This is a genomic window from Sphingomonas gellani (assembly GCF_900110035.1).
GTDB classification, from domain to species: domain Bacteria; phylum Pseudomonadota; class Alphaproteobacteria; order Sphingomonadales; family Sphingomonadaceae; genus Sphingomonas; species Sphingomonas gellani.
Map to the genome: position 1 here is coordinate 54,895 of NZ_FOCF01000007.1, position 21,815 is coordinate 76,709.

14 protein-coding genes are annotated in these 21,815 nt (G+C 67.6%); 8 read left to right on the forward strand and 6 right to left on the reverse strand.

Features of this window, described 5'->3' with window-relative positions; genetic code table 11:
* Positions 1-13 precede the first annotated feature (13 nt).
* Positions 14-487, forward strand: coding sequence for an Lrp/AsnC family transcriptional regulator (locus BMX37_RS13715; RefSeq protein WP_093666333.1), 474 nt, complete (start codon positions 14-16; stop codon positions 485-487).
* Positions 488-601: 114 nt separating this feature from the next.
* On the opposite strand, the gene BMX37_RS13720 is transcribed toward BMX37_RS13715, so the two are convergent.
* Both BMX37_RS13720 and BMX37_RS13725 read right to left on the reverse strand, forming a co-directional pair.
* A complete protein-coding gene (locus BMX37_RS13720) occupies positions 602-3,673 on the reverse strand; it encodes a TonB-dependent receptor plug domain-containing protein (RefSeq protein WP_244501589.1) in 3,072 nt (1,023 codons plus the stop codon).
* A gap of 48 nt (positions 3,674-3,721) precedes the next feature.
* Positions 3,722-6,808, reverse strand: a complete 3,087-nt coding sequence (locus tag BMX37_RS13725; RefSeq protein ID WP_093666334.1) for a glycosyl hydrolase family 28-related protein — start codon at positions 6,806-6,808, stop codon at positions 3,722-3,724.
* Between the two features lie 223 nt (positions 6,809-7,031).
* Between BMX37_RS13725 and BMX37_RS13730 the strand changes: the two genes are divergently transcribed.
* Positions 7,032-7,547 carry a gluconokinase gene (locus BMX37_RS13730; protein ID WP_244501590.1) on the forward strand — a complete coding sequence of 172 codons (516 nt, stop codon included), beginning with the start codon at positions 7,032-7,034 and terminating at the stop codon, positions 7,545-7,547.
* A 31-nt stretch (positions 7,548-7,578) separates the two neighbouring features.
* Here BMX37_RS13730 and BMX37_RS13735 read toward each other — a convergent pair whose 3' ends face one another.
* Complete coding sequence (locus BMX37_RS13735) at positions 7,579-8,256, reverse strand: FadR/GntR family transcriptional regulator (protein WP_093666427.1); 678 nt, start codon at positions 8,254-8,256, stop codon at positions 7,579-7,581.
* Between the two features lie 59 nt (positions 8,257-8,315).
* A complete protein-coding gene (locus BMX37_RS13740; RefSeq protein ID WP_093666428.1) occupies positions 8,316-9,659 on the reverse strand; it encodes a GntT/GntP/DsdX family permease in 1,344 nt (447 codons plus the stop codon).
* A 311-nt stretch (positions 9,660-9,970) separates the two neighbouring features.
* Here BMX37_RS13740 and BMX37_RS13745 point away from each other — a divergent pair, with 311 nt between their 5' ends.
* Complete coding sequence (locus tag BMX37_RS13745; protein WP_093666429.1) at positions 9,971-10,225, forward strand: helix-turn-helix domain-containing protein; 255 nt, start codon at positions 9,971-9,973, stop codon at positions 10,223-10,225.
* A gap of 51 nt (positions 10,226-10,276) precedes the next feature.
* Here the strand turns inward: BMX37_RS13745 and BMX37_RS13750 are convergent, their stop codons facing one another.
* On the reverse strand, positions 10,277-13,309 hold the full coding sequence (locus tag BMX37_RS13750; protein ID WP_093666335.1) for a glycosyl hydrolase family 28-related protein: 3,033 nt from the start codon (positions 13,307-13,309) through the stop codon (positions 10,277-10,279).
* A gap of 112 nt (positions 13,310-13,421) precedes the next feature.
* Here BMX37_RS13750 and BMX37_RS13755 point away from each other — a divergent pair, with 112 nt between their 5' ends.
* The 4 genes from BMX37_RS13755 to BMX37_RS13770 all read left to right on the forward strand — a co-directional run bounded on the left by BMX37_RS13755 (position 13,422) and on the right by BMX37_RS13770 (position 19,081).
* Positions 13,422-14,345, forward strand: coding sequence for an alpha/beta hydrolase (locus BMX37_RS13755; protein WP_244501591.1), 924 nt, complete (start codon positions 13,422-13,424; stop codon positions 14,343-14,345).
* Positions 14,346-14,376: 31 nt separating this feature from the next.
* Positions 14,377-15,486, forward strand: coding sequence for a Gfo/Idh/MocA family protein (locus BMX37_RS13760; protein ID WP_093666337.1), 1,110 nt, complete (start codon positions 14,377-14,379; stop codon positions 15,484-15,486).
* Positions 15,483-15,971 carry a cupin domain-containing protein gene (locus BMX37_RS13765; protein ID WP_244501592.1) on the forward strand — a complete coding sequence of 163 codons (489 nt, stop codon included), beginning with the start codon at positions 15,483-15,485 and terminating at the stop codon, positions 15,969-15,971. The genes BMX37_RS13760 and BMX37_RS13765 overlap by 4 nt, the downstream gene beginning before the upstream one ends.
* Before the next feature lie 275 nt (positions 15,972-16,246).
* The gene (locus BMX37_RS13770) at positions 16,247-19,081 is read left to right on the forward strand and encodes a TonB-dependent receptor domain-containing protein (RefSeq protein ID WP_244501593.1); all 2,835 of its coding nucleotides are present in this window, start codon (positions 16,247-16,249) and stop codon (positions 19,079-19,081) included.
* An 81-nt stretch (positions 19,082-19,162) separates the two neighbouring features.
* On the opposite strand, the gene BMX37_RS13775 is transcribed toward BMX37_RS13770, so the two are convergent.
* Entirely contained in the window at positions 19,163-20,101 is a 939-nt protein-coding gene (locus BMX37_RS13775) for an ROK family protein (RefSeq protein WP_093666432.1), read from the reverse strand.
* Positions 20,102-20,525: 424 nt separating this feature from the next.
* Between BMX37_RS13775 and BMX37_RS13780 the strand changes: the two genes are divergently transcribed.
* Positions 20,526-21,758: an ROK family transcriptional regulator gene (locus BMX37_RS13780; RefSeq protein WP_093666433.1), complete on the forward strand. Its 1,233-nt coding sequence runs from the start codon at positions 20,526-20,528 to the stop codon at positions 21,756-21,758.
* Positions 21,759-21,815 lie beyond the last annotated feature (57 nt).

The window sequence follows — 21,815 nt, forward strand, 5'->3', positions numbered from 1 at the left end:
TAAGGCCTAGCAGATGGCACATCCTTCATCAGCAGACAGCGGCATCGACCTGATCGACCGCAAGATCATCGACGCCTTGCGTCAGGATGCGCGCATGCCGATCGGCGCGCTGTCCGAACGGGTGGGCCTGTCCAAGACCCCGTGCCAGGTCCGCCTCAAACGGTTGCAGGAACGCGGCATCATCCGCGGGTTCCGCGCGGTGATCGATGCGGCGGCGCTGGGGCTGGATTATGTCGCGTTCACGGAGGTGAAGCTGCTCGACACGCGCGAGGCGGCACTGGCGGCGTTCCGGCAGGCCGTCCTGAAGATTCCGGAGGTGGAGGAATGCCACATGCTGGCCGCCTCCTTCGATTACCTGCTGAAGGTACGCACCACCGACATCCGCCGGTATCGCATCGTGCTGGGCGAGAGCATCTCCAACCTGCCGCATGTGGCGAGCACGTCAACCTTCGTGGTCATGGAGACGCTGCGCGAGGCGGCGTCCTGACGACACGCGGAGGCGTCATCGTCATTCCTGCCACGACCTTGGGAAGCCAGGCCCAAGTCTCGCCGGACTACCACCATGATGGGTGGTCTGGCGAAACATGGGCCGTCCGTCAGGTCAGAAGTTGTAGCGAAGGCCGACGCGGTAGAAGCGGCCGATCGTGTCGTAAAGCGCCGGGTTGATGTCCACGCCCGTGTTGGTCTGCGGCGAGGGTTCGGGATCGCGGTTGAACAGGTTGTCGACCTTGAAATAGGCGGTCAGCTTGTTCGCCAGGTTCACCGATCCGCCCACGTCGAAATAGAAGGCACCGGCCATGAAGTTGCGGTCGATGGTCGGATTGTTGACCGTCGACACGGGGCAGTTGCCCGCGCTGCACTCCACATATTGGTGGCCGATCACGCCATCGCTGAACCAGCGCTGTTGCAGCAGCAGCGTCCAGTCACCGCCGTCCCACGTCTCGATCGCCAGCCACTTCCAGTCGGGCGTGGCGCCCGAATTGGCGCCGGCCGCGTCGATCGGCGTGGTGCGCGGCAGACCCGTGTCGGTCGTGAACTTGCGCACATTGGTGCCCAGCCCGCGCAGCGTCAGGTTGCCCGGCAGGCCGAGCGGCCGCGTCATCTGGTAACTTGCCTCGATGTCGAATCCGCTGGTCTTGATCGACGCCAGATTGAACGACTGTACGTTGACGAAGGGCTGTTGGCTCGTGCCCGACAGGTCGAACGCGCCGCATGTGGCGGTCACCCCGCTGAAGCATAGGTTGACGACCTGTTGCGCCGACAGCGCGGCGATCACGCCATCGATCTTGATGTCGTAGTAATCGAACGAGACGCTGAACCCGGGCAGCCATTTCGGCCGTGCGAACACGATACCCAGTTCGGTGTTGCGGGCGCGTTCCGGCTTCAGGTCCGGATTGCCGATCGTGTTCTGGAAGATGTTCACCGATCCGTTGGTGAACGGATTGGTGAAGTTGGGCACGTTGACCGAAATGGGCGCCGCGAACAGCTCGGACAGGTTCGGCGCCCGCACGTCGCGCGAGGTGACCGCGCGCAGCCGCAGGCCATCGAGCGGCGTGTCCCAGGTGCCGCCCACCTTCCACGTATAGACCGTGCCCGAGGTGCTGTACCGCGTCGCACGGCCTGCGGCGTTCAGGTTGGCCCGGCCCAGCGCATCGGAATTGAGCAACGGGATGTTGGTTTCGAGGAAGCTTTCCAGCACATTGTACCGGCCCGTGCCGCTCTGATAATTGCCCGCATACCAGTTGTTGCCGTTGGTGCTGAGCAACGGATCGGCGGGATAGTTCGCATCATACTGGCTGCCGAAATCCAGCCCGTTGCCATACGGGTCGCCGGTGACGCGGTAGAATTCGCGGCGCCATTCCACGCCGGTCGCGATCGAGACGGGCCCTGCCCATAGGGCGAACGGCTCGCCGGAGATGTTCGCGCTGATCACATCCTGCGTCTGGCGGGTGTGCTGGAACGGCCCGTTCTCCGGCTCCAGATAGGCGAGTGCCGCGTCGGACGGCGTGTTGCCGCCGAAGATGTTGATCGGCACGCATCCGTTCGCCCGCGCGATCGGGTTGGCGCAGACGATGTCGCCGTTCAGCCGGATCGCCTGGATCGCGGCATTGTAGCGCGGGGTCAGCGTGATGTTGTCGACATGGATGTCGGTGATGTTCTCGCCATGCTCGTAATACACGTCATAGCGCCAGTCGCCGCCGACGAACGGCAGCTTGCCCGTCGCACCGCCCACGAAGCGATATTGCTTGCGGCTCGGCGACACCTTGATGTTGGGCAGGATCGCGTTGCTCAGGCCGTACTGGAACTGGGTGATGTTGTTTGCGGCGCAAGCCTGCTGGACGGACAGCGGCACGAACGGGTTGGAGCATTGGATGGTCAGCCCGCTTTTCGCCGCGCCGGGATTGGGCTGGTTGCTGCTGTTCACCTTTGCGATGTTGACGGCCGCATAGATCTCGTTGTCGGCATCGAGGTCGAAGCCGACACGGCCATAGCCGTTCATCCGTTCCAGAGAGGATTTCAGGGACGTGCCGATGCCGACATTGCCCGACAGGTCGCCGCCGACGCAGAACCCGCCCGAGGTATAGCAACCGCTGACCGTACCGGAGGCATTGCGCGAGGGAACGCCGTTGGAGCCGTACTGGAACGGGAACGGGTTGCCGTTGACGTCGAACGCCGTGCCCTGAAGCGGGCCGGCGCTGATCAGGCCGTATTTGGTGTACTGATAGGCTTGCGCATGGTCGCGGTACAGATATTGCGGCGCGCCATCGTTGGTGATGCCGCGATTGAGCAGGGTCGTGGTGCGATACCAGTCGCGCCTGCCGGGTGCATCCTCGCCAAAGCTGCCGGCGGGTACGCCCGCCTCGCTGTCATATTCGCCACTCAGGATCAGGTGCAGGCGGTCGTTGGCGAACGACTTGCCCCACGCGACCTGGAACAGCGCCGTTTCGTCATCGCCGTAATCGGAGATGCCGAACTGCGCGTTGGCCTTGATCCCCTCGAACCGCTTGTCGGTGATGAAGTTCACCACGCCGCCCACCGCGTCGGACCCGTAGGAGGCGGAGGCGCCGCCGGTGACCACGTCGACCCGCTTGACCAGCAATTGCGGAAACAGGCTGACGTCCGGCACGCCGGTCACGTTGGCGCCGACCACGCGCTGTCCGTCGAGCAGGGTCAGCGTGCGGATCGTGCCCAGCCCGCGGAGCGAAAAGGAGCTGAGCCCCTGCGTGCCGCTGGACGTGCTGTTGGTGCCGGTGCTCGCGCCCGTCGATCCCTGCAAGGAGGGCAGCTGGGCGATGGTGGTGAAGATGTTGGACTGTGCGTTGCGCGCGATCTGCTCGGCGCCGATGACCTGGGTCGGCGTCGGCGCGGTGAAGCCGCTGGAGGTGATGCGCGAACCGGTGACGACCACGTCCGCCCCGCTTTGCGACGGTGGCGCGGCGGAGTCCTGGTTGACCGTGGTTTCCCGCGTCAGCTGATCCGGGCCGGCGGGATCCGCCGTGCTGGTCGTCGTGGGCAGGCCGTTCTGCGCCACCGGCGGTTGTTGCGCGCCGGCCGGCGTGTCCTGCGCCTGCGCGACGCCGCCGACGAACAGCGCCGCCGCCCCGCACAGCAGCATGCCGCGCGTCCTGGCGGCGTTCGATGCGCCCGGCCGGGCTGCGGTCCCCTTGGTCATGATGGTTCCCTCCTTGTTTTATGTTGTGCTTCTCGGCTGCGGCCCCCTTCAGGGTTCGGCCGCGTAAAGTGCGTGATGGGTCAGGATGAACAGCGTCCGGCCGCCCGGCCCGCCGAACAGCAGTTGCAGCGGCCGTTCGGGCACATCGATCTGTCCCGCCTCGCGGCCGTCGGCGCCGAACACGAACACCTGACCATTGGCGATGAAGACGCGCCCATCGGGGGCTGTGGCGACGCTTTCCCCGCCGCGTTCTGCGAATGGCTTCAGGTCCGTCACCGCGCCCCCGGGACCGAGCAGGCCGCTATAGGTGCGATCCTCCGACCCGTTGGCGACATACACCCGCTCACCGACGCGGCCGGTGACGAAGCCATAGGTGTCGAGCGTGTCGGAAAAGCGCCAGCCGCGATGATCGGCCGGTCCCTGCTGCCGTACGCGGTACGCCGGGAGCACCAGGCTGCCGTCAGGCGAAACATATTCGCGCGGTTTCACCACCGCCATGTCGCGCGCGAACATCTCCGCCAGCGTGGTGAAGCGGCCCGTGGCGGGGTCGTACTGGTCGCGGAACTCGCCATTGTTCCACAGGCTGACCGGCAGAGCGACCCGCGCGGCGCGGCGGTCGGGCACAGCGGCCGTGGGACGGATCACGGTGACGCCGAACGGATCGCCGGGCTTGATGCTATAGACGCTGCCTTCAGCCCCGTCGGACGACAGCACCATCAGCCTGCCCGAACGATCCACCGCCAGGTTGACGGGATCGAGCGGCGCGTCGGCGACGATCGACAGCCCCTCCGCCGCCGACCAGCCATGGATACGGTTCATGCTGTGGTCGACGAAGAAGAGTTTCCCGCTGGCCGGGTCCACCGCGCCGCCGCCCAGCGAATAGAAGCCGTCGGCCAGCTTGCGCACCGGCACCATCGACGCGGCGGCGGCCGGCGGTGGTGCGTCGGTGACGTCCAGCACCGCGAACTCGCGCTCCCGCACCTCCGCGCCGCGCGTCATGTCCTGGATCGCGTTCTCGTACGGGAACTTGCTGGCCCGCAGATAGGTGCCGCAGCCATTGGCGTCGCAGGTCGAGAAGCCGCTTTCGGCATTCACATGGACGTTGCGGAACCGGATGTCGGTCGAATTGTACAACCGGACCGCCGCCGGCGCGGGCTGAAGCGACCGCGTGACGCGATAGCCGTGATAGTTGGCGAACAGGATATTGCGCGAATTGCGCACCTCCAGCGACACGGTGGCACGCCCCTCGCCCGCTTCCTCCTCCGTCTGCGGTGCCAGGAATTCCCAGTTGCGCACCCCGTCCAGCACGATCTCCGCACGCAGGTGATGCTCGGCGGACATTTCGTAGACATGCCCCGGCGTGCTGGTGTCGGACACGTACAACCCGGCCTGGGCGTAGGTATTGGGCGTCCACAGGTTGCTGAACGTGCCCCCGCCGCCATCGGTCACCCAAAGGCTGGCATATTGCCCGTCCCACCGCTTCTTCGGATCGGGATCGGCGGAGTGCGTGTCGTTATACGGATCGAAACGGCTGCCGTCGAAGCGGTTGGTGCCGTGGCCGCCCTGGAACTTCACGTCGTCGACCAGCGACCGCTCCCCGGCCTTCCACAGCAAGGCGGTGGCGCGCGGGTTGCTGCCGCCGGTGAACAGGCCCAGCCCCGACACGATCGCGTCGCCGCCCTTCGCACTCTCCACCAGCCCCTTGGGACTGCCGATGCCGCGAAAGGCGGGCGTGTCCTCGTCCAGCACGATCTGGGTCAGGCTGGGGTGCAGCCCGATCAGCACGCTGTCGGCGCGCAGCCGCAGCGTGTCGGACACCCGGTAGAAGCCGGCGGGGAAGTACAGCACGCGGTGCGTATCGATCGCCCGCTGGATCGCGGCGGTGTCGTCGGTGGCGTTGTCGCCCTTCGCACCCAGGTCGCGCACGTTGAACCATGTCGCGCTGGCGGGCAGCGCGCGGATCGCCGGATCGCGTCGGCGCGGCAGCGATCCGATTGCGACGGCGTCCATGCGCGTGTCGATCCGCCCGGTCTGGCCCAGCGCCGGCACGGTCAGGCCATGGGTGAACGCCCGCACCCGGTACCGGCCACCGAGACCCGCCACCGTCCTGCCGCTGTCGCGAAAGCGGGCAAAGGTCGACGTGCCGGATGCGACCGCATTCTCGAACCCGATCTGGGTATAGGCATTGGTCTCGTTGCTGATGACGACGCCGGCGCGCGAGACATTCTCGAACCGGACGTCCTTGCCCCACAGCCAGTCGCCGTATCCGCGATCGATCTCGATCCCGACGGGCGTGTCGCGCATGGTCACGTTGACCAGCGTCAGCCCGGCCTCATGCTCCCGGATCGCGGCGTCGCGTTGTCCGTCGAACTCGGCGTCCAGCAGCGTATACTGCCAGGCGGGCGACGGCTTTTCGGTCAGGATACCGTACCGGCCACCATGGAAGCGCAGGTCCTGGCCGACATTGCCGACCTGGTAGATGCCGGCCAGCGCCGATCCGAGATGAAAGTCGATATGGCTCAGATACGCGTGCTGCGCGGTGTGGAAACGCACGGCGGTGGCCGCCGGGTTGCCCTCCGCGATCCGGAAATCGACGTTCGACAGCGCGGAATAGAATGTGCCGGAATTGGCATCGGAGATGGCGGGGTCGAACGGCACGCTGGTCGGCGGCGGCACCGGCACGCGCGTAGGCGCGACCATGCCGCCGGGTCCGGGCGCGGCACCGCCCGGGCGATTGCCGGGGAAGAAGACCATGGTCCCGACCCCGCGCTGGAAACCGGGGGTCACCGCGCCCAGCATGACGACCGGCCGCGTCCGGCCCACGCCGAACACCCGCACGCCGGGCCAGACATAGATGGTGCGGGTGATGCGATAACGGCCGGAGGGCAGGAACACGATGCCGCCGCCCCGCTTGGCCTCCGCCGCGTCGATCGCCGCCTGGATCGCGGCCGTGTCGTCGGCCACGCCGTCGCCGCGCCCCTGTACGGTCACTGCCCGCGCATCGACCGGCGCAACGGCAAAGGCGGACGTAGAGGCGACCGAACGCTCCGCGCCTAGGGCGGGTGTTGCCGCGCCGAGCAATATCGCCGCGCCGCCGGCCAGCCCCAATCCCGTGATCGTTCCCCTCGCTGTCATTCCTGTCCACCTCTGACCGTGACAGCGACCGCTGCACGCGGCTTGCTTCAACGGCGCCTGTGCCGGATAGCCTGCCCGACACGGGCGGGCGACCGCGACCAAGGTCGTAATGGCCAGGTGCGCGGACCTGTTCGATATCGCGGCCAACCGCGCGGCGCCCCACGGGACCGTCGCGCCACAACAACCAGGGTGGGCCGTGCCTGCACAGCGGAACAGGACCGACATGACCCCCCGCGCCATCGTCGTCATGGGTGTGAGCGGCAGCGGCAAGTCGACGCTGGGCGCGCTTCTCGCGGAAAGGCAGCGCGCCCCCTTCCTCGAAGGCGACGCATTCCACACCGATGCCAGCGTCGCCAAGATGCGATCGGGTCAGCCCTTGGACGACGAGGACCGCTGGCCCTGGCTCGATCGGCTCGGCCGCGCGATCGGCGAGGCGGCGGAAGCGCAGGGGCTGGCCGTCGCCGCCTGTTCGGCCCTGAAGCGCAGCTATCGCGAGCGGCTGGAGGCGGCCGCCGCGATGCCACTCATGTTCGTGCTGCTCGATGCCGACCCGCATGAACTGGCGGGGCGGATGGCGAGCCGGGCGGGCCACTACATGCCGGCCAGCCTGCTCGACAGCCAGCTTTCCGCGCTGGAACGGCCGGGTCCCGACGAACGCGCGCTGATCCTGGACGCGCACCTGCCGCCCGACCGGTTGTGCGAAACCGTCTGGGCCTGGGCGTGCGAACGGCCGGTCTGATCCGCACGGGAAGGACCGGCCGAACCGCTGCTCAGGGCATCAACCGCTTGCGCCCCTGCGACAGGTGCCATCGCATCGCCAGCGCAGCACCATCGGCGTCCTGCGCGCGGATCGCCTCCACGATCGTCTCATGCTCCCCCATCATCGCGTCTATCACCTCGGGCGGTCGCGAGCGGGAAATGTCGACGCCTGCCCGCATGATGCGCAACACCTCCGCCTGCAGGTGATCGAACAACGACACGAAGGCGGAATTGGCGGTGGCCAGCACGATTTCCCGGTGCAGCCGCCAGTCCTCGTCATGCGCGGGCGCACTGGACAGCAGCGCGAGGCGCAGCGCCGACAGGCTGTGTTCGATCGCCGCGAGCTGATCGGCCGAACGACGCGTCGCCGCCAGTCGCGCGGCCTCCGCCTCCAACACGAAGCGCACCTCGTACGTCCCCATCGTCGCGGACAGGTCGGCCATGGGCATATGCGCGCCCAACCGTGCGGAGGGGCGCCGCTTGACATAGGAACCGGCGCCGCGGCGCGCCTCCGTGATGCCGTCTGACGCCAGCCGCACCAGCGCCTCCCGCACCACCGTGCGCGACATGCCGAACATCTCCGCCAGCCCGGATTCGGAGGGCAGCCGGTCCCCGGTCGCCAGCTGGTCGTCGTTGATCAGCTGCACGATGCCGGCATAAGCCCGGTCGGCCAGCCGCCCTTCCCCCACCGGGGGCCGCCCCGCCGCCGCGCGCACTGCCGGCGCCTCGCTGCCCTTGTCCGCGTCCATCAGCTCACGAGGTAGCTCGCCGCCAGCACCATGGCGAGTCCGACCACTGAGATTGCGGTTTCCAGCGCGGACCAGGTGCGAAACGTGTCGGCCGTGCTGGTGCCAAGATATCCGCGTACCAGCCAGAATCCGGGATCGTTGACGTGGCTGAAGAACACCGACCCTGCCCCGATCGCCAGCACCACCAGCTCGGGCGAGGCTCCGGTGGCGGCCACCACGCCCGGCATCACGCCGACCGCCGTGATCGTAGCAACGGTGGCAGAGCCTGTCGCAAGGCGGATGGCGACCGCGATCAGCCAGCCGAGCAACAGGGGCGATATCTGTTGCAGCGTGGCCAGACGGGCGAGCAGGTCCGACAGCCCGGCGGTCACCAGCACCTGCTTCAGCGCGCCGCCCGCGCCGATCGCGAGCAGGATCGCACCGGCCGCACCCATCGCCTCCCGCCACACCATGTCCTGGATCGCCGTATCCCGCAGGCGGCGACCGAATAGCAGCGGCAGGGCGACCAGATTGGTGAGCAGCAGCGCCAGCACCGGATTGCTCGCGGCGGCCAGCCACGGCGAGCCCGCCAGTGCCGGCATCAGCTGTCCCAGCTCCCCCGCCGCGATCAGCAGCACGGGAAGCAGCACCACCAGCAAACCGGCGCCCAGCCCCGGCGGTGCCACCACCACCTCCGACCGGTTGGCCGTCGGCACGGTCAGCCGCACCCCGCGCGCCGTGACCATAGCAAGCGCCGGTCCGGCAAGCGCCGCGGTCGGGATCGCGATCAGGATGCCGTAGATCATGGTGCGGCCGAGGTCCGCGCCCAGTGCGTTGACGGCCAGCAACGGCCCCGGATGCGGCGGCACCAGCGCGTGCACGACCGACAGGCCGGCAAGCGCGGGCAGCATCAGGCGCAGCCGTGCCGCGTCCTTGCCCGCCCCCTCCGGCAATGCCGCCGCCGCCGCCGCGACGATGGGCAGCAACAGCACCAGCCCGGTCTCGAAGAACAACGGTAGCCCGATCAGGATCGCGATCGCCATGCTGGCCCAGGGCGCGGCACGGGGCCCCGTCATGCGCAGCCCCGCCGTCGCCAGCGCCGCCGCGGCACCCGACACCTGCAGCATCGCCCCGAGCGACAGGCCCAGCGCGACGACCAGGCCAGTACCGCCCAATATGTCGCCGACGCCCTTCTGCACCGCCTTCGCCGTCTCGGCCAGCGGCACGCCGGCCAGCAGGCCGACCGCGAACGCCCCGCACAGCAGCCCGACAAACGGGTGCAGGCGGCCCTTCACGATCATGACGACCGCCAGCGCGATGCCGAACAGCGCCGCCAGCAACAGCCGGATGTCGTCGGGGTTCATGCCCGCATCGCCCACGGTCGCACGTCGAAAGCCATCGGCATCCCGCTATCCTCCTCCCACCCGTTCCGGCCACCTGTCAGGTCGGTGTGCTCGCCTGCCGGTGTGGCACGATTACCTGTAGGACAGGTTTTTTGTGCCCGGCAACAGGAAAGCCCTTGCCGGGTCGGTTTTCGGCGCGCCATACAGGAAACCTGTCCAACTGATTCCGCAAAGATGGCGGCACGGTTCGGACCAACAACAGCCGATCGGGACAGCGGCGTCGCATGTATCCGATCGCAGACCGGCGCAAAGGCCGGAGGAGCGAGGATGACATGCAAGGCAGTTCCCAGACCGGCCGCCCCGCGCTTGACGCTTTGGCCAATCTCACGCCCACGCAGATGAAGGTGCTGCACGGCGTCCATTCCGGCCTGCTCAACAAGCAGATCGCGTTCGACCTCGGCATCGCGGAGGCGACGGTGAAGGCGCACATGACGGCGCTGATGCGGAAACTGAACGTGCGCAATCGTACCCAGGTGGCGATCGCCGCGCAGGCGATGGCCAACCAGCCGCTGTCCGCCAACGGCTGACCCGCCGGGGATCCCTGACGGCCCGCTCGCGCCGGGCATCGGCCGTCGCCGCTACAGCGCGGTCGCGTACAGCGAATGGTGGGTGAGGATGAACAGGGTCCGCCGATCTTCCCCGCCGATCACCAGTTGCAACGGGCGTTCGGGAACGTCGATCCGCCGTGTCTGCGTGCCATCGGGCGCGTAGACGAACACCTGCCCGTTCGCGACATAGACGTTGCCGCCCGCGTCCTTCACCACGCTTTCCCCGCCCCGGTTGGCGAACGGCTTCAGGTCGATGACGCTGCCGCCCGGTCCCACCAGCCCGCTATAGGTCCGGTTCTCCGACCCGTTGGCGACGAACACCCGCTCGCCCGGCGTGCCGGCGACGAAGCCGTAGCTGTCGAGCGCATCGGACCAGCGCCAGCCCCGATGATCGTCCGGACCCTGGTTCCACACGCGGAACGCCGGCAGCGCGATCGACCCGTCGGGGGAGACATATTCCATGGTCTTGGGTTGGCCGATGTCGCGGGCGAACATTTCGGCCAGCGTGGTGAACTCATAGGTCTTCGGATCGATACGATCGCGGAATTCGCCGTTGTTCCAGATGTTGCCCGGCAGCAGCGTGGCGGTTTCACGACCAGCCTCGACCGGGGTCGGCGGGATCAGGCGAACGTCGAACGGCGTGTCGGGATCGATCGAATACACCGTGCCGTCGCGCCCCGCAGAGGACAGGACCAGCAACCTGCCGGACCGGTCCACCGCCAGATTGACCGGATCGGTCGGCGCGTCCGACACGACCGACAGCCCGCCCTTGCGCGACCAGCCATGGATGCGGCTGAACCCCCGGTCGATGAAGTACAGCCTGCCACGCCCGTCCACCCCCGCGCCCGCGATGGAATAGAACCCGCCGGCCAGCTTCTCGACGCTGTCCTTGACAGGCGCCGCAGGGGATGCGGTCGCACTCCCGGCGCCGGTGGCGGGTATGTCGAGCACGGCGAACTCCCGCTCGCGCACCTCCTGACCACGCGTCATGTCCTTGATCGCGTTTTCGAACGGATATTTGCTGGCGCGCAGATACGTTCCGCATCCCTTCGCATCGCAACTGGCAAAACCGCTCTCGGCGTTCACATGGACGTTGCGGAAACGGATGTCGCCGGAGTTGTACAGCTTCACCGCCGCATCCATCGGGCCGGCGGTGCGCGTCACGCGATAGCCGTGATAGTTGGCGAACAGGATGTTGCTGGAATTGCGGATCTCGGTGGAGATCGCGGCGACGCCGTCGCGAACCTCCTGCTCGGTCTGCGGGGCCAGGAACTCCCAGTTGCGCACGCCGTCCAGCACGATCTCCGTGCGATAATGGTGCTCGGCAGACAATTCGTAGACATGGCCCGGCGTGCTGGTGTTCGACACGTAGAACCCGGCCTGTGCCAGCGTGTTGGGCGACCAGATCGCGGCGAACGTGCCGCCGCCCCCATCGGTGACCCAGATGCTGGGATGCTGGCCGTCCCAGCGCGCGCGCGGGTCGCCGAAACCGATGGGGCTGCCCTTGGTCAGCGCGGTTCCGCCGCCGCCCTGGATCTTCACGTCGTTGACCATGGAGGCCGCGCCCGCCTTCCACAGCAGCGCGGTGGCGCGTGGATTGACGCCGCCCGTCCATAGCCCCAGCCCCGACACGATCGCGTTGCCGCCCTTCGCGCTCTCGATCAGCGCCTTGGGACCGCCGACCCCCATGAACGCGGGCGTCTCGTCGACGAGGTAGACGTGCGTCAGGCCGGGGTGCAGCGCGATCAGCACGCTATCCCGGCGCAGCTTCAGCGTGTCGGAAACACGGTAACGCCCGATCGGCAGATACAGGACGCGGTGCGTATCGATCGCCCGCTGCAAGGCGGCGGTGTCGTCGGTCGCATCGTCACCCTTGACGCCCAGGTCGCGGACGTTGGCCCATGCGCGGACCGGCGGCAGAGTTCGGATGGCAGGCGCGACGCGGGCGGGCACACGCCACAACGGCGTCATGCGCATGTCCGTCGCGTAATCGCCCATGCGGCCAAGCCCAGGCAGCGTCAGGCCATAGTTGAACGCCGCCACGCGGTAGCGCGCACCCGCGCCGGGCACGACGCGGCCGCTGTCGCGGAACCGGGCAAAGGTCGGCGTGTCGATCGCGACGGCGTTGTCGAAACCGACCTGGGTATAGACGTTGTTCTCGTTGCTGATGACCACACCGGCGCGCGAGACATTCTCAAACCGGACATCCTTGCCCCACAGCCAGTCGCCATAGCCGCGATCGATCTCGATCCCGACGGGCGTGTCGCGCATCAGGACGTTGACGAGCGTCAGCCCCGCCTCATGCTCCCGGATCGCGGCATCGCGCTGTCCGTGGAATTCCGAATCGATCAGCGTGAACGGCCAGGCCGGTGACGTCTTCTCGGTCAGGATGCCGTAGCGCCCCCCGAAGAAGCGAACGTCCTCGCACTCGTTGCCCGCCTGGTAGATGCCGGCCAGACCCGACGCGATGTGGAAATCGACGTGCCGCAGGAACCCGTGCTGCGCCACGCGGAAGCGGACCCCGATCGCTCCCGCATTCCCCTGGCCGAACTCGAAATCGACGTTGGAGAGCGCCGAATAAAAGGTGCTGGAGGTGGCGTCGAAGATCTTCGGGTCGAACGGCACGCTGGTCGGCGGGGGCACGGCGACATCGCCGACCCGGTACTGGTCCTCCCCCGTGAAGCTCAGCATCGCGCCGATGCCGCTCGCGAAGCCGGGCGTGTTGTCGCCCAGCACGATCACCGGCCGGGTCCGCCCCACGCCAAAGATGCGGACGGCGGAACGGACAAAGATGGTCCGGCTGATCCGGTATCGTCCGGCGGGCAGGAACACGACGCCCCCTTTCCCCTCGCGCGCGGCCATGTCGATCGCGCTTTGCAGGGCGGCACTGTCGTCCGCCCGGCCGTCGCCGACGCCCTTGACCACCACGGCACGCGGATCGTCGGGCCGGGTCAGATAGACCGATGACGATCGTCCCTGCGGCCGGGCCCCGGGCGCGCTCGCCGCAGAGGGAGACGCGGGCACCAGCATCATCGCGACGCCCGCCGCCAAAATCGCCTTCATCCGATCGCCTCCCGCAACATGTGATCGGCCCCCTAGCCCAATCATGCCGCGCGGATCATGCGCGACCATGGTCGTAATGACGACGGGCACGCGTGCGCGCACAAGGCCTGTCATGACGCGTTCCCATTCATGGATGCGGTGGCGGCTCGCCGCGATCGCGCTGGCCCTGCTGCCGATCGCAGGCAATGCCCTCGCCCAGGCCGACGCCACCGCGCCGGTTCAGGTCCCGCTATGGCCGGATGGCGCGCCGGGATCGCAGGCACATCGCGGTGAGGCCGAACGGGTCGAGAACAGCTACATCCACAACGTCCACGCGCCGTCGCTGACCGTGTTTCCTGCGGACCCGCGTCATGCCAACGGCGCCGCGATCATCGTCGTGCCCGGCGGCGGCCATCGCATGCTGGTATGGGTCAACGAGGGCGTCGGGCCGGCACGGGCGCTGAACCGCTATGGCGTGACCAGCTTCGTCTTGAAGTATCGCCTCGCCCGCGAACCGGGATCGACCTACACGATCGCGCGGGATGCCGCCGCCGATCTGGCTCGTGCGATACGCTGGGTGCGGGCGCATGCCGGTGATTACGGCATCGATCCGGCGCGCATCGGCGTCATGGGTTTTTCGGCCGGCGGCGAGCTGGTGACGCAGGTGGCCGACAATCCCGCGCCGGCCCCGCACGCACCGACCGATCCGATCGACAGGGTCAGCGCGCGACCGGATTTCCAGGTGCTGATCTATCCCGGCCCGCTCGGCATCCCCGCGCGCGAGGCGGTCGGTGCGCCGCCCGCCTTTCTCGCCGCCGGTACGCTGGACCAGTGCTGCGCAACGCCAGCGATCACGCTCTACACCCAGTTGCGCGATGCGGGCGTGTCGGCGGAGCTGCACCTGTTCGCCGACACCGACCATGCCTTCAACATCGGCGCGCATTCCGAACGGATATCGATCCTGCACTGGCCCGATCGGCTGGCCGACTGGCTGAGCGATGGCGGCTGGCTCAAACCGCGCTGGGCAGCGGCGGAAAAGCGCGTCAAACAGAACTAAGCCCTTACCGGGATTGAAAAGGATAGCGGCCATGGACCTTGGAAGACGCGAACTGGTGCTGGGCGGATTGGCGTTGACCGCCGCATCGCGCGCGGTGGCGCAAGGGCGTTCGCGCCCGCTCGGCTATGCGATCGTCGGGTTGGGCTATTACGGCCTGGGCGTCATCATCCCGCAGTTCAAGAATTGCGAGCACAGCCGGCTGGCCGCCGTGGTCAGCGGCGATCCCGCCAAGGCGAAGAAGGTCGCCGCAGAGCACGGCCTGCCTGCCCGCTCGATCTATTCCTACGCCAATTTCGACACCATCCGCGACAATCCGGACGTGGACATCGTCTATGTCTGCCTGCCCAACGGATTGCATGCCGAATACACGATCCGCGCCGCCAGGGCGGGCAAGCACGTGTTGTGCGAGAAGCCGATGGCGGTGTCCGTCGCGGAATGCGAGGCGATGATCGGCGCCTGCAAGCGCGCGAACCGCAAGCTGATGATCGGCTACCGCTGCCATTTCGAGCCCAACAACCTGGAGGCGATGCGCATCGCGCGAAGCGGAGGCGTAGGTCGCATCCGCTATGTCCGCTCCGAACATGGCTTCGTTCAGGGCGATCCGTCCGCGTGGCGGTTGAAGCGGGCGCTGTCCGGTGGGGGATCGTTGATGGACATGGGCATCTACAGCCTGCAGGCGGCGCGCTACATGACCGGCGAGGAACCGATCGCCGTCACCGCACGCGAATCCACCGATCGCAAGGATCCCCGTTTCAAGGAGGTGGAGGACATGATCGACTGGACGCTGGAGTTCCCGTCCGGTGCGCTGGGCGGATGCCTGTCGATGTACAGCGCCAATCAGAACCGCATCCTGCTGATGGGCGACAAGGGCCGGGTCGAGCTGGAGCCGGCGACCCGCTATGACGGCAATCGCATATGGACGGGCAAGGACGGCCGCGAGCAAGAGGTGACGCCGCCGCCCGGCCCCGGCAAGACTCAGTTCGCCGCGCAGCTCGACCACTTGTCGACCTGTGCCGTATCCGGCCGAGAGCCGATCGTGTCGGGCGAGGAAGGGCTGCGCGACATGCGCATCGTGGAGGCCATCTACCGCTCCGCGCGCGAAGGGCGCACGATCCGCCTGACGTCGGGACAGCGAGCATGAGCCGCGCTGCCCTCGCCGCCATGCTGGCGCCGCTTCTGGTCATGACAGCCGCGATGCCGGCCGGTGCGGCCGACGACCCCACCTCCTTCGCAAGCGCGGCCGAGGTCCGATCGACGATCACGGCGATGGAGCGGGAGATGAAGCCCGGTCAGGGCTTCGCATGGCGGCCCGTGCTGCGCAGCGGCGACACGGCCGTCGCGCTGGAGATATGGAAGAAACCGGGGCGTCCGGCTGTCCATCCCGACCAGGCGGAATATGTGACCGTGATGGCGGGGTCCGGCACGCTGATATCGGGCGGACGCCTGGACGAGCCATCGACCACCCGGCCCGACCTGATCGAGGGACGCCGGATCGTCGGCGGCACGACACGGGCTCTCAAACCCGGTGACGTCGCGCTGATCCCCGCAGGCACGCCGCACTGGTTCGGCATCACCGGTAGCCGTCTGGTGTTGCTGGGCACCAAGCTGACGCAGGCGTCGCGCTAGCCGAGGGACGCAGCCCCCGGGTTCATGGCGCACTCACCGCCGCCATAGAGTGGAACGCCATGAACTCGGCAGGGATGCTGTCGCTTTCCTGCCACGCGCCCACGCCAACCTGTCACATTCCTGCAACATGGTTAACGAAATGATGCATCTCCGGTGGGCGACGCAGCTTTCGCATCTGGTCTCGCCGATCATTCCACGCGTAATAATTGTGCATTGCGAAACCGAATAGGGAAATGCCGATGCGCCGGACGATGTGGATGATGCGGTCATCGAGTATGGCAGTAACAGCGTCGCTGGCACTGATCGCAACCAGCGCGGCGGCCCAGATCGCGACCGATCCCCAGACGCCGACCGCACCCGCCGCGACCGAGGCGCCGGCCGACGACATCGTCGTGACCGGATCGCGCATCCGGCGCGATCCGCTGGACCAGCCTTCGCCGGTCGTCACCGTGGACGAGAGCGCCATCGCGCGCACCGGCCTGTCGTCGGTCGCCGACGTACTGCAGCGCCTTCCCGCCTCATCGGGCGGTCTCAACTCGAAGTTCAATAGCTCGGGCAATTTCGGCAACCCACCCGACGGTGGCGGCGTCGGCGCGGGCTCGGCGGTTCTCGACCTGCGCTATCTGGGTCCGAAGCGGACGCTGGTGCTGGTCGACGGCCTTCGTTACGTCAATGGCGCCTCGGCAAGCGGCATTCCCGCGACGGTGGACCTCAATTCGATCCCGTCATCCATGATCGAACGGATCGAGGTGCTGCAATCCGGCGCCTCGACGCAATATGGATCCGACGCGATCGCCGGCGTCGTCAACATCATCACCAAGCAGAACCAGAAGGGGTTCAAGGCATCCGCGCAATACGGCCAGTTCCTGGGCGACAATGACGGCGAGACGCAGGATTACCAGCTGAGCTACGGCATCGGCAGTCAGGGCGTGCACGTCGTGGCTGGCGGCTATTACACCAAGCAGAAATCGGTCAGCGCCGCAGACCGCGACATTTCGCAGTTCCCCAATCCCGGACAGACCAGCTGCACGGACCCGATCGGCGGCTGTTCCAGCTTCACGCCGCTCGGCCGGTTCCTGGTCAACGGCCAGAACCTGACGCTGCGCGGCCCCGTGTCCGGCCGGCCGGTCTATGACCCGACGCTCGCCACCGGCAACTTCAAGCAGTTCACGGCCGCCGACCGCTTCAACTTCGCGCCGCTCAACTACTTCCTGACCCCGGTCGAACGCTATGGCGGCTTCATCAACACCCGTGCCGAATTCTCCGACGCGCTCAACCTGCGCGTGAAGGCGGTCTACAACCGCCGCAACTCGCAGAACCAGGCCGCCTTTCTTCCGCTCGGCATCGGGCCGGACGTCGGCAACGGCAACCTGCTCGACACGCTGTCGGTGGACGCGACCAACCCGTACAACCCGTTCGGCGTGACGCTGGTACCCGGCCAGAACTACACCGCGATCTTCCGCCGGTTGGTGGAGGCGGGACAGCGCACCTATTCGCAGCAGGTCGACACCATGTCGCTGACCGGCACCCTGGACGGCAAGTTCCAGATGCTGGGTCACACCTGGTACTGGGACGCCAACGCGGTGATCGGGTACAACGACGCCAAGCAGCTCTTCACCGGCAACATCAATTCGGCGAAGCTGGCGCAGGCCATCGGCCCGGTCAGCCAGTGCACCGGGCCGTGCGTGCCGTTCAACTTCTTCGGCGGCGTCGGATCGATCACGCCGGAGATGCTGGCCTTTATCGGCTTCGACGAGCATGACCGCAGCCGGCAGAAGCTGAACGACTATACCGCCAACCTGTCGGGCGAACTGTTCGACCTGCCCGGTGGTCCCGTCGGCATCGCGGTCGGGTACGAACACCGCGCGCAATATGGCAGCTTCACCCCGGATCCCGTGATCCAGGCCGGCCTGGGCGCCGACATCCCGGCACAGGCGGCAAGCGGCCGGTTCAACGTCGACGAGGTGTATGGCGAAATCCGCCTGCCGCTGCTGCGCGACGTGCCGTTCTTCTCGTCGCTGGAGCTGAACGGCGCCGCCCGGCATTCCAACTATTCCACCTTTGGCGGCAACACGACGTTCAGCGGCGGCGCGCTGTGGAAACCGGTCAGCGACCTGCTGCTGCGCGGGCAATATGCGGAATCGCTGCGCGCGCCGTCGATCGGTGAGCTGTTCGGCGCGCAGTCCCGCTTCGACGCGTCGATCGACGACCCCTGCACCAGCGCGACGGGCGGCCAGTTCGCCGGCAACGCGACCGTGCGCAGCAACTGCATCGCGAACGGCGTGCCCGCCAACGGCAGCTATGCCGAACCGCAGGGCGGCCAGTTGCCGGTGCTGACCGGCGGGAACCCCGACCTGCAACCCGAAACCTCGCGCACGCTGGTGTTCGGCGGCGTGTACAGCCCGACATGGGCACGCGGCGGCGCGCTCTCCGCCCTCAGCCTGGAGGCCAACTACTACGACATCAAGGTCAGCGACGCGATCGCGTCGATCCCGGCGCAGGTGCTGCTCAGCCGCTGTGCGCAATCGGGCGATGCGCTCAGCTGCGGCGCGATCCGTCGCAGCCCGAGCGGGATCGTAACCGCGATCAACGGCCTGCTGCTCAACACCGGCGGCATCCGCACCAAGGGCGTCGACGCGACGCTGACGGTGCGCAGCAGCGAAACCGGCGCGGGCCGGTTCGGCCTGTACGTCTCGGGCAACTACCTGCTCAAATATGCCGAGCAGACCCCGTCCACGGACGGCACCACCTCCACCGACTATGTCGGGACGGAACGGGGTTCGCCGGACCAGGCCTATCCCCATTTCAAGGGGCTGGCGACGATCGACTGGTCGCTGGGTCCGATCGCGGCCAGCGTCACCGGACGCTATATCGACAACGTGCATGAGATCGCGCCCGAGAACGAGCTGAAGAGCCGCTTCTACACCGACTTCCAGATCCAGTTCCGCCCGGCCTGGATGGATTCGAGCATGGCGCTGACGCTGGGCGTCAACAACCTGTTCGACAAGGATCCGCCGGCCTGCTTCAGCTGCAGCCTGAACAACTTCGACCCGACGACCTACGACATTCCCGGCCGCTTCGGGTACGCGCGTCTGTCCTACGGCTTCTGACGATCATGGGCAGGGGCGGCCTGTACGGGCCCACCCCTGCCCCTCCCCGTTCCGGTGCCGCTGAAAGGCGGCACCTGCTTGTCAGCGCGTTTGAGCGGCCACCACGGCATCTAGGGCAAGCGCGACGGATCCCAAGGGTCCGGCCAGCGTCGCAAGTTCCGGCGCGACGATGTACGGGCCGCCCTCCGGCAGATCCATGTACCCGTTCAGGCTGGCCCTCAGCGCCGCTTCGATCCGCGGCAACAGCTGCGGCTGGCGAGACGGGACGCCGCCGCCGATCGCGATGCGCAGGGGGCCGGTGGTGCAGACAAGCGCGTGGCACATCCCCGTCAGCGCATGGACGATCGGGTCCCATACGGGATCGTCCGGCCCGACCGCGTCGATGTCCCGACCGCCAAGCCGCATCCGCAGCGCCGATCCGGACGCCAACCCCTCGATACAATCGTCATGAAAGGGGCAGGCGCTGGGGACGTCGTCGCCGGGCGCGCGTGGCACGCGCAAATGCCCCACCTCGCTATGGCCGATGCCACGGGTCGGCGCGCCATGGACGATCAGACCGACGCCCACGCCAGTCCCGACCGTTACATAGGCAAAATCGATCAGCCCCCGCGCGCAGCCCCAGCGCATTTCCGCCAACGCAGCACCGTTGACGTCGGTATCGAACCCGACGGGAACGCCGAACGGCGCGGACAGGATCGCGCGCACGTCCGTGCCCGGCCAGTGCGGCTTGGCGGTGGCGAGGATCTGTCCGTAGCGCGGCGATCGCGGATCGAGGTCCAGCGGGCCGAACGAGCCGATGCCGATCCCCGCCACGCCGTGCGCCCGCTGCCATTCGTGCAGGATGTCGAGGATCGCAGGCAGCGTTTCGGATGGCGCGCGGGTGTCCACCGTGCGCTGATCGACGATCTCGCTGGGACTGGTGGCCAGGGTGCAGACACATTTCGTGCCGCCCAGCTCGATACCCGCCAACGGCCCCGGAAAACGACCCTCCAAAGCCGCGTCGCCCTCCACCCCGCTCATCAGCGCGGCGCCCATTGCAGGAGGCGACGTGTCTGACGCCCAGATGCCATGTCCCTGGCCTCGTCGGTCGGCGCGCACCGTACCTGCCCCATGTCCCCTGCCACCATGATGATGTTCATTTCCCCTCCCTCCGCGCAGCTGCCCGTCGGAGCTCGCGGCAACGTCCGAATACTTCTTCGCAGCAGGATTAATTAGCCAAATTGCATAATACAATCTGAATGACGTGCCCGCATCATGTTGCGGTGGAGACGCGCACGCGTGTGGGTCATGGACATGGGGCAGTCATGCTGCGATGGTTGGCCGTTCATCCCGATCGTCGCCAGGCTCCCGCATCGACCATGCTCCATCCACTGTGCCCGCATCGCCCCCGATTATCGATCACAGAATCACCGGGGCGGCGGACCGCAGCGCAAGGGGCCGCGCGATGACGGCGACGGCGCGCACCCGCCCCCGCCTGTCGGGCACCAACCTGGAACGTGCGGCCGACCATAACCAGCGAGTGACGCTGCATGCGATACGTGTCTGCGGCTCCCTGACCCGCGTCGACCTCGCCGGGATAACCGGCCTGACCGCGCCCGCGATCGCCAACATCACGCGTCGGCTGCTTCAGGATGGCCTGATCGAGGAGGCGGGGCAGCGCCGCGGCGGACGCGGACAGCCGCCCACCAAACTCGTGATCCGGCGCGACGCCTGTTACTCCATCGGCATCAACATCGACCGCGATCACATCACGATCGTCCTTGTCGACTTCGCCGGACAGACGCTCGCGCGCATCTCGGAAGAGGTCGACTTCGCGCTGCCCGACCAGGTGCGGGCGCTGTACCGTGCTTCCGTGCGAAAGATGTTGCGCAGCGCAGGCGTCGACATCGCGAAAGTCGTCGGCTTGGGCGTCGCCATTCCGGATCAGTTGGGCAGCGTCGACCTGCCCGGACGGCCCGAAGCCTATGCGACCTGGGAACAGGTCGACATGGCCGACCTGTTCGCCCGCCCCCTCGACCTGCCCGTCTTCACCGAAAACGACGCCGCCGCCGCCGCGATGGGGGAGATGCAGTTCGGGCTGGGGCAGACCTACAACAGTTTCTTCTACATCCTGATCTCGTCCGGTCTGGGCGGCGGCCTGGTGGTCGACAACACCTATATCCGCGGCTCCGATGGGCGCAGCGGCGAGCTCGGCTTCATGCTGGTGTCCGATGGCGGCGCGGCGCGGCAGCAGGTGCAGCGCATGGTGTCGCTGTCCGGCCTGGCCCGGCACCTGCACGACCATGGTCACGCCTTGCAGGACGTCATGCGCGCGCAGGGCCCGCTCGATCCGGCGCTGGACGCCTGTGTCGATGCTTGGATCGAACAGGCCGCGACGCATCTGAGCGCACCGCTTTCGGCGATCAACTGCCTCATCAACCCGGCCGTGGTGCTGGTCGGCGGTCGCCTTCCGACGGACCTGCTGGAACGGCTGGCGGACCGGGCCAACGCGTTGATGAGGGCCGCCGCCGACACCCTGCCCGCCCGTGCGCCCGTCGCCCGCGCCGCCCTGTCGGCGGATGCGCCCGCGGTGGGTGCGGCGATCCTGCCGTTCAGCCACTTCCTGCTGCCGAAGCCGGGCGCACTGTGGAAGGCCCCGTCCGCGACACCGGGTGACGGTCGCGCCGCAACCGCCTAGCGCCCGCACGCGCGATCGGGGCGGCCCGCCACGCGACGATCCCGCCCGTGGATCACT

Excerpts from the sequence above, each read along its gene's own strand:
- BMX37_RS13715 (WP_093666333.1), top strand. The coding sequence starts at position 14 with ATGGCACATCCTTCATCAGCAGACAGCGGCATCGACCTGATCGACCGC.
- BMX37_RS13720 (WP_244501589.1), bottom strand. The coding sequence starts at position 3,673 with ATGACCAAGGGGACCGCAGCCCGGCCGGGCGCATCGAACGCCGCCAGG.
- BMX37_RS13725 (WP_093666334.1), bottom strand. The coding sequence starts at position 6,808 with ATGACAGCGAGGGGAACGATCACGGGATTGGGGCTGGCCGGCGGCGCG.
- BMX37_RS13730 (WP_244501590.1), top strand. The coding sequence starts at position 7,032 with ATGACCCCCCGCGCCATCGTCGTCATGGGTGTGAGCGGCAGCGGCAAG.
- BMX37_RS13740 (WP_093666428.1), bottom strand. The coding sequence starts at position 9,659 with ATGAACCCCGACGACATCCGGCTGTTGCTGGCGGCGCTGTTCGGCATC.
- BMX37_RS13745 (WP_093666429.1), top strand. The coding sequence starts at position 9,971 with ATGCAAGGCAGTTCCCAGACCGGCCGCCCCGCGCTTGACGCTTTGGCC.
- BMX37_RS13750 (WP_093666335.1), bottom strand. The coding sequence starts at position 13,309 with ATGAAGGCGATTTTGGCGGCGGGCGTCGCGATGATGCTGGTGCCCGCG.
- BMX37_RS13755 (WP_244501591.1), top strand. The coding sequence starts at position 13,422 with ATGACGCGTTCCCATTCATGGATGCGGTGGCGGCTCGCCGCGATCGCG.
- BMX37_RS13760 (WP_093666337.1), top strand. The coding sequence starts at position 14,377 with ATGGACCTTGGAAGACGCGAACTGGTGCTGGGCGGATTGGCGTTGACC.
- BMX37_RS13765 (WP_244501592.1), top strand. The coding sequence starts at position 15,483 with ATGAGCCGCGCTGCCCTCGCCGCCATGCTGGCGCCGCTTCTGGTCATG.
- BMX37_RS13770 (WP_244501593.1), top strand. The coding sequence starts at position 16,247 with ATGGCAGTAACAGCGTCGCTGGCACTGATCGCAACCAGCGCGGCGGCC.
- BMX37_RS13775 (WP_093666432.1), bottom strand. The coding sequence starts at position 20,101 with ATGAGCGGGGTGGAGGGCGACGCGGCTTTGGAGGGTCGTTTTCCGGGG.
- BMX37_RS13780 (WP_093666433.1), top strand. The coding sequence starts at position 20,526 with ATGACGGCGACGGCGCGCACCCGCCCCCGCCTGTCGGGCACCAACCTG.